This window comes from Candidatus Nanoarchaeia archaeon (genome assembly GCA_035290625.1).
Taxonomy (GTDB): Archaea; Nanobdellota; Nanobdellia; order Woesearchaeales; family DATDTY01; genus DATDTY01.
In genome coordinates this window covers 20,997-34,557 of sequence record DATDTY010000015.1, presented here as the reverse complement: position 1 = coordinate 34,557, position 13,561 = coordinate 20,997, and the positions used below count along the sequence as shown (strand labels likewise).

The window sequence follows — 13,561 nt, the reverse complement described above, 5'->3', positions numbered from 1 at the left end:
CTCCCAATGGCCGCCTTTGTCCGGGCCGACTCTTTTTATTTTTCCTGACTTCTTCAGGCTGGAAAGCTGCATTTCTATTGCTCTCGAACTTATCCCAATTTTCTGGCTCAATTCCTTTGCGCTGATCTCCGGGTTGGCTTTTATCAGTTCAATTATCTTCTCCGAAGTTTTCTCCGAAGTTTTCTCCGAAGTTTTTCCTGCCGGCCTTTCAAAGATTATCCTGAAATGGCCCGCAGACTCCTCAAACGCTGGCTTATCAAGCCCTTCCGCTTTAAGCCATTTGATGATATTGAGAATGCCCCTGCCCCACACATCAATTAACCCGGTATAATAAAAAACCTTGGCTAATAAGGGGTTTTTCGGCACCGATTCGTGCTCTTTGTACAAATCCTTGATCTTTATTTTATCAGGAAGCTTTCCGGGATTGGCAATGACAATTTCAGAATCGTAAATCTTGATATAAGCAAACCCTGTGCTAAAATACTCCCTGTGTATCAAAGCATTAATTACCGCTTCTCTTAATGCTTCAATCGGGACTTCCCATCTCTCTTTTCGATAAAGCCCTTCAATTTTAGCGGACAACCTTAAATGCTCTTGGAAAAAAGATATGCTCTTGTCTAAACTGTCAAATAAGTTGCCGTCAAAATCCTTCATGTCAATAAATCCTTCTTTCGTGACCCCCCTAAACCTTCCGCATTTAACTATAGCATTGTTGAAGAATTTCTTGGGCTCCTTGCCAAAAAGGATTATTGCTGCATTTGTCAATTTGCCATCCTTGATTAAGCCGAGCTTTTTAAGGACTAATCCTTTCTTTTCATTTTTAATGGCAAGCCTTTCTGATTTTTTTGCTGCTTCAATGAATCTCCTGATCGCACTTTCATCAATGTCCCCTAATGTTGCATTTTCACATATTTGGCTGTCCCACCGAAGTTTCCCCATGTTCTTCTTCAAGATGTAATTCTCAATCTCCTTTGGGCTCAGCCGCCGGTCATCATCAGAAACCCGGATATAGGCCCTGCCAAAAGCGAAATAAGGCGCATCTTCTCCATGAAAAGAAACCTTGACGCATTCTTTTCCCTCGAGATCCAGCTTCTGTACGGAGGGATAGATCTTTGGTTCAATGGAGTCAGAAATTGCTTTTGAGATTTCCCTGAGCGTTCTTTCGGTAATCTCCTGCCCGACAACGGCCCCGTCATTCTTTATCCCAAAATAAAGCTCCCCCTTCTGGTGCTTGTTCAGGATGGAAGCTATCGAAATAACAGCCTCCTTTAGTTCAGAGGTTGATTTCTTCAATTCAACGGTCTCGGACTCTTTGAATTTCATCTTGTCCTTTCCAAAATCCTCAAGCTTTCCTCAGCCGCCCAATCATTCAATAATAATGAATATTCATTCATCTCCCAATCCCCTTATAGGTTATCGAGCCATCCTCAATCTTCAAAAAGTTCTTTCCGTCAATCACGATCTTATCTTTCATCTTAGAGAAGTCGATCTGCCTGAACTCATCGTGGTTTGATGCAAATATCAGGACATCAGAGCGAAGAGCCTCCTCAAAGCTGCAGTTTGACTTTTCAGGAACATGGGGATCAAAAACCAAAGGCTCAACCCCCAGCTTCCTCAGCTCATGAATGATCTCGAAGGAAGGGCTCTCGCGGATATCAGGAACGTTCCCCTTATACGCCAAGCCAAGAACGCTGATTTTCACGTCCTTCGCATTTTTTCCTTTTTCCGTAATTGCCTCTAGTGCCTTTTTCACCGTATACGCAGGCATGCCCTCATTGATCTCCCTCGCTAATTTCAGGAATTTATAGTCAAAGCCGTTCTTGCCGGGATTCCTGATAAGGTAATATGGATCTACAGGGATGCAATGGCCTCCAACTCCGCAGGAAGGGAAATGGGGGATAAAGGAAAACGGCTTTGTTGACGCTCCTTGGATAACCTCAATCACATCAAGGCCGATGCTGTCAAAGCCTTTAGCCAATTCATTCACAAAAGCGATATTGACATCCCTGAATGTATTCTCGACAATCTTGACTGCCTCTGCTGCCCTGATTGAGCTCATCTCTTTGATTGGTGAGTCGAGGATTGAGGCATAGAATTTCTTTGCCAATTGTAAGCTCTCTGCATCAATTCCTCCGATGACTCTTGGTATCTTTGTAAGCGTAAATTCCTTGTTTCCTGGATCAATCCTTTCAGGGCAATAGGCAAGATTATACCTCTTTCCGCTCTCATCGAGAATCGGCTTGATGACCTCTTCAGTCGCTCCGGGATTCAGGGTTGATTCAATGATCACAAGCTGGCCTTGCTTCATAAACGTTGAAATTGACTCAGCTGCCTTTTGCACAGGACCGTAATCAGGATTGTGTCTTTCATCAACAGGAGTGGGAACGCACATCACGACAATATCAGCCTCTTTGATGCAGGAAGGGTCAGTAGTCGTCTTTATCCTGGATTTCTTCTCGAGAATATCATATCCAACAACATCATACCCTTTCTGAGCGCATAACTCAGCCAGTGGCATGCCCACATACCCCAGGCCGATAATGCAGACGCTTTTCATCCCTTCCCCCCATTCTTCACCTTGTCAATCCTTTGCGCACGAAGTGCAGGGATAATAACCCCTAATTTCATCCTAAACCCCCAACATGAACTTTAATAATCTTCTTTCTCTATCAGGCCATCAATCTCTCTTATGAAAGGAATAATGTCCCCATTAATAATCTTCTCTGTATTTTCTCTCTCTTCTTCGCTATGGGCTAAAAACATTCGGTAGCCGATATTCTGCCTTAATTCAAAAACCCGGCTTATTTTCTTTGCAAGAGCTCTCCTGCCTAAAACCCGGCTTAGGGCAATCTGCACGCAAATATGGCTTTCGACTTTATAGCCTTTCAAAGCCAAAATCTGGTTTGCCTTGTGCTCCATGGCAAAATAGCCTGTCAACACCGCTAATAATGGGGCAGAAGATTTCAATAGCGCCTTGGTGCCTTCCAGAAAATATTCAGAATTATTTTTATGCTGTTTTGACAGCTGCTGCACCATCCTGTTGTCCTCTATGTTGGTTACCGTAGGCTCCAATGTGAGCGTTCTCCTGCCCAGGCATTTTTCTTCAAATTCTTTATCCATTTAGATGACCCCCAGAAATGAGGCTACCTCTTCCTTCAGCTCAGGACTGATATGCAGGATGATGGAATCGCTTTTTATGTTTTTGTGGAATAACGTGTCCTTTTTTGCATCGTTCTTAAAGGCTTCCAGGCTTATAACCGTTGCGTTTATTTTATTGCCTGATTTTACCTCACGCAGCGCATCTAAAATCCCATCCTGGGAATTTTTTGGCACAATCAGCAAATCAATGTCGCTTCGTAATGTTGCATCCCCCCTGGCTTGGCTTCCAAAGAGCATGATTAAGCCGGCATTTTCTTTTATTTTTGCAACAGCGCTTTCCAGGACATTCCATGTATGTAAAAATACAATCTCTTTCCGCTGCCGCGTTTTTTCTATTCTGAAAATCTCAAATACCTCATGGGCGAAAGGATGTTCAGTATTGAACTTGAAGAGCCTTTCTTTTCTGCTTCCTTTGATTTTAAGCAAAATCCCCTCTTCGACTAACTCCTCAAGGGCCTTGTGGATTATTCCAATGCTCAGCTCGGTTTCATTCTTGAGGTTTTGCAGGCTGAAAGCAGCTCTGGATTCTGATAAAACCCTGAGTATCTTTACTTTTGCCTTTGATCCTACCACGTTTTCGAGGAACATTTTATGCCAAAACCTCCATCTTTGAGGATGATCGAAATCACTTTGCTAGGTATATACATTTTCAAAATAGTGAAAATAGATAACTGTTTCATATATTTAAATCTTTCTATTTTCAAAATAGTGAATATACTTGTTTTCATTTATAAATAATACCTCATATTTTCAAATAAATGAAAATAAACGTGCAATGGCAACGGGCTCTTCCTCATCAAACGCAGGAATAACACCCACCAGCTTCATCCTAGACCTCCGCAAATCCTCACCATACAACCTCCATAAGGCATAAATCCCTCAAAAGCCTGTCCAAGATCCGCAGCCTAATCAAGGATTCATCCCTTCCCCCCATTCTTCACCTTCTCCAATAATCCCTTATGCACGAAATGCCGGATGGAAGGATAGTTCAGCCTGTCTTTCTCAACAATCTCCTTGATCTCAGCATACAGCTTTTCGTCAATGTCTACGTTGACCATGCTTCCCCCAACTCTCCTGTCTTATCCTTTCTCTTCCTTTTCCCTATGCTTAACATGAGCAATAAACTCCCTAATATCGCCTGCCAATTCTTCTGTTATGGCGTGAAAAACAGTTTCATCATCAACGGTTCCATACTCATGGGCAAGTATGTTTCTCATCCCTTTGGCATCCTTAAGCCTGCCTGCCAGTTCAGCAGGGATGAGCCCTTCTTTTGAGATGATATCAAAGGATTCCTTATCTTCTTCAGCAGGCCTTAGCCGCCTTTCCTTGATCAGCAAAAAAGACAGATCAACTGTTGCCTCAATAATCTTCTCAAAATACCGCTCGCATGCAGCTTTTGTCTTTAATTCGCTGTATTCCTCAAGGCTTTTTGGCATGATCTCTGAAAGCTCTGAGAGGTAGCCTTCAATCTCTTCTGTCTTATCTTTTATCCTCATACAGCACCCTGCCTTTAGCCCTGATCTCTTTTCTTATTTTCTCAGGCAGATGATTGTAGACCTGGATGTCTATCCGGGGATTGACCCTTCCGGAAATCCTCTTCCTGAACAGCGTTGCCTCCTTTAGGCTGATAGCGGAAAACTCAACGCTTATATCGATATCTGACCTGAGCGTAAGAGTATTCTCTGCTGCAGAGCCGTAGAGCCGTATTTCATTGACCTTGTTAGACTCAGCTAAGATGGCCTCTTTAGCCTCCTCTATTGCGTCTTTGATGATGCTTCCCTTCTTTAATTCAAATTCTTCTGAAAACCTGGCAGCTTCCCGCATAAACTCAAGCTTTTTGCGTATATCCCGGGAGAGCCTGTTTTTCTCTGACTGGCTTAAGGCAACTCCGTAGAGCTGCTTCTCAATAATCTTTAATTCCCTCTTCCCGAATACCTTCCTCGTATTCTTGTCTGATCTTAAAAAATCAAGGATGCCCATTTAGATAACCTCTATTTAGGTTATAATAACCACTATTTAGGTTATATTTAAGTTTTTCCGTTCTGCCACGACCATCTGAGCGGCCTGTCTTTTCCAACAAGCTCGTTGATCTCAGTGTAAAGCTTCTCGTCAATGTCTACGTTGACCATGCTTCCCCCAAACATATTTCTTATGCGGAATGGATGCGTTTATTTAAAGATTGTTGTTTTTTTCTTCACTCAAGAATCAAAACGAAAACCAATTTCATCAGCAAATTATATAAGGAGAGATACGTGGCTGATCTAAATGACAGAGGGATTTTATTTTGACACCTCAATTTGGTTAGATTTCCATGAGAAAAGGGGTAAGAATGGAGGGTCAGCTTTAAAATTGATTCTTAAGATACTTAACGAAGATCTCAGGATAGGGTATTCCGATTTGAATGTTAAAGAATTCAAAGATCTGGATTATACCCAAGATCAAATAGACTCTGTTTTGAGTATGCTCAAGCCAAATAATATCCAGAAAGTTCATATCTATCGAGAGCAAAAAGAAGAAGCTAAAAAGACGGCTAAACAGAGAAATGTGCCTGAAGGAGATGCTTTACAAGCTATTTTATGCAGAGACAATAATCTGCAAATGATCTCCCGAGACCTTCATTTTATGCAGTTAAGAGATATTACCATTGCTAAACTGCCAGAAGACCTTATCTAAGCTCCTTGTCTAGCTCTCTAAAAGCCTTTTCTCTGGCTCTATGTAACTCTGCATCTGTTGTCTTCCTTTTTGATGCCCCATAAAGCCCCTTTACCCTCAATAATGCCTCTTCTTTTTCCAGGCCCCTCATTTTATCCCTTATTGCTTCTCTGATAAACTCTGTCTTCGTCGTATATCTATGCCTCTTCATAGACCTCTCTATGTCCTTCAAAAATGAATCTTCTAATTTCAAGCTTACAGCTTCCATGGTATAACTAAGTAATACTAAGTAGTATATAAAACTTGTGGCGCCTTCATTCTTGTGAGCATAGACTCGGTATTTGCGCAGTCAGTGTCATATTTCTTGCCGTCTGCTGAAATCAACTTCAGTTGTACCCAAATTGGGGACAACTCAAGCTTTGCAAATTCCCTGTCCTTGACCTTGCCCCAATATTGCATGGGCGTGGGGCTGTCTGTTAAGGCAGCAATAACATCCACCACTGAGAAATACCACTCATTATTGTGCCATATCCCTCTGATCCCCTTTCCCTGAAATACGACTAAAGCGCTTTCCGGATTCATTCCTTCTTAACCTCCGATACCTTCTCAAAGGCCATCTTGCCGGTGCCTGATGCAGGAGTAGCTCAGCCTGTCTTTCTCTACAATCTCCTTGATCTCATTATAGAGTGTATCATCAATGTCTACGTTGACCATGCTTCCCCCTTCGCAAATGGTATCCCTACGGTTATTTAAGGATTGTTATCCTCCAGTGATATATTCATTCCACATAAATCCCACATCCTATAGCTCCAACAATCAAAATCTTTATAAAGTAGCTTCCTTAGCAGAATCTGCGTGAGGAACTGTGAATAAGAACGGGAAGCAGAGTCTACTAAGTATAACCCTTACAATACTAGTGATTGCCATCTATCTTATACCAAATTTTGCAACAGCTGTCTCTGTTTCTGTCTTTACAAGCAAGCCGGAGTATGTGCCTGATGAGGAAGTCCAGGCAGACCTGAACCTTATGATCAACCCGAATGAAAGGATTCCAATCACTGACTTAAGCCTTGAGCTTGATGCAGCTCCGATCTGCAGCTTTGCAGTCAACGGAACTCCGACAACTCCCTGCCTAGGAATCGAAATCACTCCTTTAAGCACCGGAAGCTTTGGAACAGGAAACCTTTCAGGAACAGATGAGGCTACTTTAGAATTCACAAACTTTGGCTATGGGTATGGCCTTGACCAGGGCTATACGGGGAATCTTTCTTATCACGTAAAGCTGAATAGCACATTCCTTGGCATTACGCCAGGCAATCACACGCTGACTCTTGATATGAATGCAGACAGCCCCTCAGCTTCCCATATCTATTCTGGAGAGGCAAGCTTTAGCGTCGTCTCACTCACCACACTCCAGATCCCCCTAAAGAAGGGACAGAACCTTGTTTCCATACCTCTTGTCCTTGAAAACGAGTCTGTAAGAAACATCTTTAAGAACCTCATAGGAGACTTTAATGTGATTAACCTGTACGATGCCCAATCAGTAGGAACAGAATGGAAGGGCTTTGATCCTGCTGCTCCTGACTTCCTGAACTCTTTGACAGAGATCCACAGAGGCCAAGGGTTCTGGATCAACATGAGCAAGGATACAACGCTTAATGTGACTGGCATTGACAGCTTGAATTTTACCTTAAATATGGCCAATGGATGGAACATGATAGGATATCCATTCACAACAGGAAAACCAATTGAGGCCTTCCTTGGAAACTACACCAACCAGACACTGGCTGCGTGGATTTATGATCCTTTTGATGCCGGAAATGAATGGAAAGTCTTTGATCCAAAGGCCCCTGCCTTCCTGAATTCCTTGACAACTGCAACGTCTGGGTTTGGATACTGGATTAACCTGAATGCAAGTGCTCCTTAACCGCAAAGAATAAAAGCATAACCTAATTTCCATTTTTGAGGGGGGACAGACTATTATACAGAAACTCAGGAAGACAATCGGCAAAGCGGCAGTGACTCTGGAAGCACTTACTGCTCTCACCTTCGGTTCTATGTATGCAGTGAGGAATGCTGAATCAGTTCCTCAACAACCTTCACGCTTCTACGGCCTTGTTGATTATCACGGAGGTGCTGTTCCTGATGGTCTTGCTATCAGGATTGAAGGCCCGGCTGGAGAGAATTACACCCAAGACTCAGCGACAACAGCCAGCGGCTACTATAATGTGTATGCGCTTTCTGATGATCCTGACACACCCCAAAAGGAAGGAGGGCTTTCAGGAGAGACACTACAAATCTACATCGACAATGAGCTTGCAACCCAGACCGTAACCCATTCGATTGGAGGGAGTTCATCTGTTAATATTACCATCCCTTCCCCCACTCCTACGCCAACAGCAACCTCCACAAATACTCCAGTTCCAACAGACACTCCAACATTTACTCCAACAAACACGCCACTGCCAACCCCAACGTATACTGCCACCCCCACATTTACAGCAGCTCCAACAAGCACATTCACGCCAGTTCCTACAAATACGTTAACACCTACATATACAAGTACGCCTCTTCCAACCGCCACATATACTCTCGTTCCAACAGCCACGGCCTTAATCACGCCAACGCCGACAGCACCGCCTGATGTTCCTCAAGCGCCTTCCAGATTCTACGGCCTTGTGAATTATCATGGCGGAGCAGTGCCTGACGGCCTTGAAGTCAGGATTAAAGGCCCAACTGGACAGAACTACACGCAGGACTCTCCAACAACAACATCAGGTTATTATAATGTTCTTGCGCTTTCTGATAATCCTGCTACCCTTGATGATCCAAATACTCCTGAAATAGAGAATAAGGAGGGCGGAGTTAACGGAGAGGCACTTAGAATCTACATCAATAACGAGCCGGCTCTTGAACAGGTCATCCATACTATTGGGGGAAGCACAGCGCAGAACATCACCATCCCTGCTCCCACTCCAACGCCAACTCCTACAGCAACTGCCACGTCCACAAACACTCCGACTTCAACATCTACCTACACAAACACTCCCATCCCAACCTCAACCTTCACGCCAGTTCCTCCCCAGCCGACAAGCACGTTTACTTCAGTCCCCCCGCAACCTCAGCCAACCTCTACATTCACTCCAAGCAACACTCCAGTACCGTCTCAGCCAACCAGCACATTCACGCCTGTTCCGTCAACCAGCACGCCTTTTCCAACGGCAACATTCACAGCTACGCCAACCTACACTCTTGCTCCTACAAACACTCCTTTGCCGACAGACACTCCAACGTACACTCCAACACCAACGCTTATTCCTACAGACACTCCTATCCCGACAAGTACGGCAACTGCTACAGCAACAGCAACAAACATCCCCTTGCCAGGCAATGTGCATCCTACCTTAGGCATTTTTCCTCGCGATACTGAGTATGTTTTGACTCAGGGAGATGTACGCCAAATTACAGCTACGGCCAGGGATCTTGACAAAGGGCCGTCGCTGCTTGAGATCGTCCTTTCAGATTCTGATCGGGCGACCCCAATCAACCCACAGCTGCCAGTCGGAACTCTGCTTATTAGAGAATACCGCCTGAATACCTCAGCTCCAGGAGACTTTAACTTCACAATCCGTGCTTATGACGGAAGCGATTATTCAGACACGCAAAACATCCATCTTGTTATCAATCCTCTGAATCCAACAGCAACTCCTACTTTAGAAGCAACCGCAACTAGCCTGGCTACAGCAACATCAACATACACTGCAACTCCAACAAGCACACCTACATACACAGCAACCCAAACCTCGACATCCACACCCACATCCACCAGAACACCAACCCGAACTCCAACCTATACCAGAACCAACACTCCTGTTCCAACTCCAACACCCACATATACACGTACGCCACTTCCGACATCAACCTACACTCCAACTCCTACAAATACACTTCAACCCACTGCCACTTTCACTCCAGGCCTGCCAACTGACACTCCACTACCTCCAACACCTGTTCCTCCAACAAATACTCCAACTAACACACCAACAGCAACTCCAACCTATACTCCTTTGCCTGCGGGATCAGTGATTGTGACTGATACTCTGGCTAGCCTTGAGGCTATCGTGCATGATGAGGATGTTATAAATAACAGAGAGCTCGTTGTAAGATGGAATCTTCCTGTGCCTACAACAAATGCTCATATCTATGGATCAAAGGATGGCGGTCCTTATGAATTCCTTGGACAGACAGGAAATGGAACTGATACATCTTTCTCGTGGATGCCAGGTACTGACTCGCCCGCAACCTATCAGTTCAGGGTGTTTGGATTGCAGGGAAACGTTCCCCTTAATCCTATTGACTCTCCAGTCATTGCCTATAATGTTACCCTTCCTCCAGCCTTGTCAAATCTCAGAATCACTGACAATCTTGGCTCAGACCTCGACCTTACAGGAGGAGAAGACAAAGACCCATTCGATGAAAGGACTCTTGCATTAATGTGGGATCTTGGAGTCAATACTCTTACTGACCATCATGTCTATGGCTCTTTGAATGGAGGCAACTATGGCTACCTTGCAAGGACAGGCGATGGAAATGCAACATCTATCCTTTTGCAGAATCTTGATCCGGGAATTTGGCAATTCAGGGTGTTTGGCTTACATGGGAATGTTCCGGAGCAGCCCCTTGAGTCTGGAACCCTCTCTTATATTGTTGAACAGCCCACTCCAACCCCAACACCCGTGCCTCCAATCCAAAACCCAATCATTACAGACAATCTTGAAAGCCTTATTGACTTGACTGGACAAGTAGACATAGACACTGCTGCTGACAGAAGCCTCGCATTGAAATTCAGCAATCTTGATGGCCTTGCAGACATCCATTTTCAGGCTTCAGTTAATGGAGGCCCTTACATCTATATCGGTAGAACAGGAGATGGAGAAGCAACCAGCTTTGAGTGGTCTGAGACAAATCCTCTTTCAGCAGGAGCTCCTGTTCCAGGAAACATCAGTTTCAGGATATTCCCTCTTGTAGCAGATGAGAATAATGTGCTGCATCCTCTTTCTGGCATCGATGCCGGGCCTGTAACCTACGAGTTTACTCCAGACACATTCATTGTGACAGATCATGCTGACTCTATTGTTGATTTATCAGGCCACTATGACCTTGATTCTCCATTGGCGCGCAAGCTCAGCTTGCAATGGAGTGTTGCAAGAGCTGATATTGAGAACTTCCATGCTTACATCATCCAAAACGGAGTCAGGAGCTACTTTGGCCAGACACACTCTGGCGTTGTGGATTCCCTTGAATGGGAGCCTGGCAACACGAATATCGTCCCTGCTTTCAGGAATGGGCCTCAGTTCGGATCAGAACACGAGTTTGATCTGTATGGGCTTGCACGGAACACATCCAATGCTCTGGTTCCTGTTGTTAGCCTGCATACAGGCCCTGTCGGCTATTATGGAGTTGCAATCACAGACACAGAGCAGAGCCTGGAGAACCTTGCAGGAGGCTCAGACACAGATCCCCAGAATGACAGGCAGATCGTGATTCGATTTGATCTCCGGCAGCCTGGCCAGGTGTTTACAGACCACCATGTGTATGCCAACGGCGTCTATCTTGGAAGGACGGGGCCTCTTGAGGGAGAAGGGATGCTTGTCTGGGCACCAGGAAACAGGCTTATCCATCCGAATTTCAGACAGGGCCCTCAGTCAGGAAATTACAACTTCACAGTCTATGGCCGAGGCCCGGACGCATCAGGTATAACCAAGAATCTTGTCCGCGTAGATACAGTTGGTGCTCTTAACTACATTGTCGAGCAGCCTCCGGCAAGCCAGGAGTTCTACCGCACTCCAACGCCTCTCACTCCTTTGGTCACAAGAACGCCTACTCCTACAGTGACTCCGACTCCGGAGAGGTAGTCAGATTCCCCTGCCCAATAGAAATCTAAAGGCAGGGATTATGGAGATTGTCCTTCCATCGGTTTTCTTCTTTTCCTCAACATTTCTCGAGATGATGCAGCCTTCTTTAACCTTAAATTTTTCCATAAAAGAGCGCATGCCCTCCAATTCTATTTTCCCATATTTAACTTCTATTGGCATTATTGTTTTGTCAAATAAAACAATATCAACTTCATTTTTATACGGGTCCCGCCAGAAAAATTCTGCTTGAAGCTGATTAACAATGAGCCATTCAAACACCTTTGACTTGGATACATCATCTTGCCGGAATACAAGCGTTGGTGAAACGATGGTGGGGTAATATTTTTTTAGTTTTCTCTCAACTTTTCTTCTGTTCCTGGAGAAATTATACAGCTTCCTTATCAGAAAGGCATGTTCCAAGTACAGTATATAATTTGAAAGGGTCTGCCTTGATACGTTTAAATCGTTCGCGAGGTCAGAAATCTCTATTATTTGCCCGGGCTCTTCAAGAAAGATGCTAAGCAGGGATTCTATGAGTGATGCGTCCTTAATAGGAAATAATCTCTGCATATCCTGAAATACGACTTTTTCAATGATGCTTTCTTTTAGGTACTTCTTTATTATCTCTTTATCCTGAATGCCGATCAATTCCGGAAAGCCCTGGGTTAAGGTGAATTCCTCAAAAAGCTTTTCCAGCTCCCTTTTATACAGAGGGATGGGCTCGAACTTCGCTTCCTTGAATCTTAAGAACTCCCTGAAAGACAATGGCTCTATCTTGAACTCGAATATTCTTCCAGCAAGAGTCTCTTTTGATTTGCTTCTTATAAACAAGGATTCTGATCCTGAAACAATGATCTTGACGTGTTTTTCATAGAGGTCGTATATGCTCTTGACTTGGCCTTCCCAATTGCTTGCTTTCTGCACTTCGTCAAGCACTACTAAGCTCCTTTTTTCTCGCAGGCTGTTTTCAGTGAGTTCCTCATAGCTGCGCAGCACCTCTTTTATCTCAGCTTCCCTGCATTCGTCAAATGAGAAGTACATAACCCTTTTTGGATCAAAGTTCTCTTTTGTGATGGCATCCTCGATGATCTTACGCAGTAATGTGGTCTTCCCAACCCTCCTTAAGCCAGTAAATGCCAGGATCTGTCTGAGGGGCATAAATTTCTGTATCTTAGAGTAGACCTCTCTCTCTTTAAATTCGGCCTTGAAATCCTGCTTCCACCAGGGATTTAGCTCCAAGAGCACATCCTTAATCTGTGTCATTTCTAGTTAACTTAGATTCTATTTTAGGTTAAGTAGAATTAACTTAAGATATATAAACCTTTCGGTTTTAGAGCAGCGCTTCCAACTTCCCTTCAAGAGCCTTGGAAAACAGCTTTGGGCCGAAGATGTGGCAGGGATGTTGATTAAGGTAGGCTATTGCTTCCTGAGGCGTCATATTCTCTGAGATCGAATTTTCTTCTGCTTTTCGCCTGAAGCAATCAGGTATATCCAGGCAGACGATCTTTTCTTCAGCAATTCTTTTTTCCTCTTCGCCTAATTGGCAGTAGTCTTCAAGAATTGCAGTTTTCATATACCCTTCCATAACAAAGATGGCATCAGCCCATTTGAGCAAGTCCCTGGAAAACCGGGTTGCATGGCTCTCGAGCTCCTCTCCGACGCCTGCAGACCTCACTTCGGCAGAGACGCCTCTGCTCCTGCAGTACTCAGAACACCAGTCAGCAGCCCATGGGCTTCTGAAGAGATTTTGATTGCAAACGAATAGGTATTTGGGCATTGGATGGGAGAATATGATGGATTTTAAAAAGATGATGTGGAGATTTACAAAAGGAAAA

Annotated in this window: 14 protein-coding genes; 3 read left to right on the top strand and 11 right to left on the bottom strand. The window is 44.3% G+C overall.

The genetic code is table 11. From position 1 onward, the window contains the following. The 7 genes from VJB08_01290 to VJB08_01260 form a co-directional block, all read right to left on the bottom strand. A partial coding sequence (locus VJB08_01290; GenBank protein HLD42602.1) for an ATP-binding protein occupies window positions 1-1,323 on the bottom strand: 1,323 nt, incomplete at its 3' end. Between the two features lie 67 nt (window positions 1,324-1,390). Further along, on the bottom strand, window positions 1,391-2,557 hold the full coding sequence (locus tag VJB08_01285) for a nucleotide sugar dehydrogenase (protein HLD42601.1): 1,167 nt from the start codon (window positions 2,555-2,557) through the stop codon (window positions 1,391-1,393). A 92-nt stretch (window positions 2,558-2,649) separates the two neighbouring features. Beyond that, entirely contained in the window at window positions 2,650-3,120 is a 471-nt protein-coding gene (locus VJB08_01280) for a hypothetical protein (protein ID HLD42600.1), read from the bottom strand. After that, window positions 3,121-3,747: a nucleotidyltransferase domain-containing protein gene (locus VJB08_01275; GenBank protein HLD42599.1), complete on the bottom strand. Its 627-nt coding sequence runs from the start codon at window positions 3,745-3,747 to the stop codon at window positions 3,121-3,123. 329 nt (window positions 3,748-4,076) lie between these two features. Then, the gene (locus VJB08_01270) at window positions 4,077-4,217 is read right to left on the bottom strand and encodes a hypothetical protein (GenBank protein HLD42598.1); all 141 of its coding nucleotides are present in this window, start codon (window positions 4,215-4,217) and stop codon (window positions 4,077-4,079) included. 21 nt (window positions 4,218-4,238) lie between these two features. Continuing rightward, window positions 4,239-4,655, bottom strand: coding sequence for a DUF86 domain-containing protein (locus tag VJB08_01265; GenBank protein HLD42597.1), 417 nt, complete (start codon window positions 4,653-4,655; stop codon window positions 4,239-4,241). Beyond that, window positions 4,639-5,139, bottom strand: a complete 501-nt coding sequence (locus VJB08_01260; GenBank protein ID HLD42596.1) for a nucleotidyltransferase domain-containing protein — start codon at window positions 5,137-5,139, stop codon at window positions 4,639-4,641. The genes VJB08_01265 and VJB08_01260 overlap by 17 nt, the downstream gene beginning before the upstream one ends. A 285-nt stretch (window positions 5,140-5,424) precedes the next feature. Between VJB08_01260 and VJB08_01255 the strand changes: the two genes are divergently transcribed. Next, window positions 5,425-5,832, top strand: a complete 408-nt coding sequence (locus tag VJB08_01255) for a PIN domain-containing protein (protein ID HLD42595.1) — start codon at window positions 5,425-5,427, stop codon at window positions 5,830-5,832. On the opposite strand, the gene VJB08_01250 is transcribed toward VJB08_01255, so the two are convergent. Continuing rightward, a complete protein-coding gene (locus tag VJB08_01250; GenBank protein HLD42594.1) occupies window positions 5,825-6,079 on the bottom strand; it encodes a ribbon-helix-helix domain-containing protein in 255 nt (84 codons plus the stop codon). The two genes, VJB08_01255 and VJB08_01250, sit on opposite strands and share 8 nt — an antisense overlap. Before the next feature lie 17 nt (window positions 6,080-6,096). Beyond that, window positions 6,097-6,393: a hypothetical protein gene (locus VJB08_01245; protein ID HLD42593.1), complete on the bottom strand. Its 297-nt coding sequence runs from the start codon at window positions 6,391-6,393 to the stop codon at window positions 6,097-6,099. Window positions 6,394-6,676: 283 nt separating this feature from the next. Between VJB08_01245 and VJB08_01240 the strand changes: the two genes are divergently transcribed. Both VJB08_01240 and VJB08_01235 read left to right on the top strand, forming a co-directional pair. Next, complete coding sequence (locus VJB08_01240; GenBank protein ID HLD42592.1) at window positions 6,677-7,738, top strand: hypothetical protein; 1,062 nt, start codon at window positions 6,677-6,679, stop codon at window positions 7,736-7,738. Between the two features lie 91 nt (window positions 7,739-7,829). Beyond that, entirely contained in the window at window positions 7,830-11,726 is a 3,897-nt protein-coding gene (locus tag VJB08_01235; GenBank protein HLD42591.1) for a hypothetical protein, read from the top strand. Here VJB08_01235 and VJB08_01230 read toward each other — a convergent pair whose 3' ends face one another. Together VJB08_01230 and VJB08_01225 are read right to left on the bottom strand one after the other, a co-directional pair. Next, a complete protein-coding gene (locus tag VJB08_01230; GenBank protein ID HLD42590.1) occupies window positions 11,727-12,989 on the bottom strand; it encodes an ATP-binding protein in 1,263 nt (420 codons plus the stop codon). Between the two features lie 67 nt (window positions 12,990-13,056). Continuing rightward, window positions 13,057-13,503, bottom strand: coding sequence for a hypothetical protein (locus tag VJB08_01225; protein HLD42589.1), 447 nt, complete (start codon window positions 13,501-13,503; stop codon window positions 13,057-13,059). Window positions 13,504-13,561 lie beyond the last annotated feature (58 nt).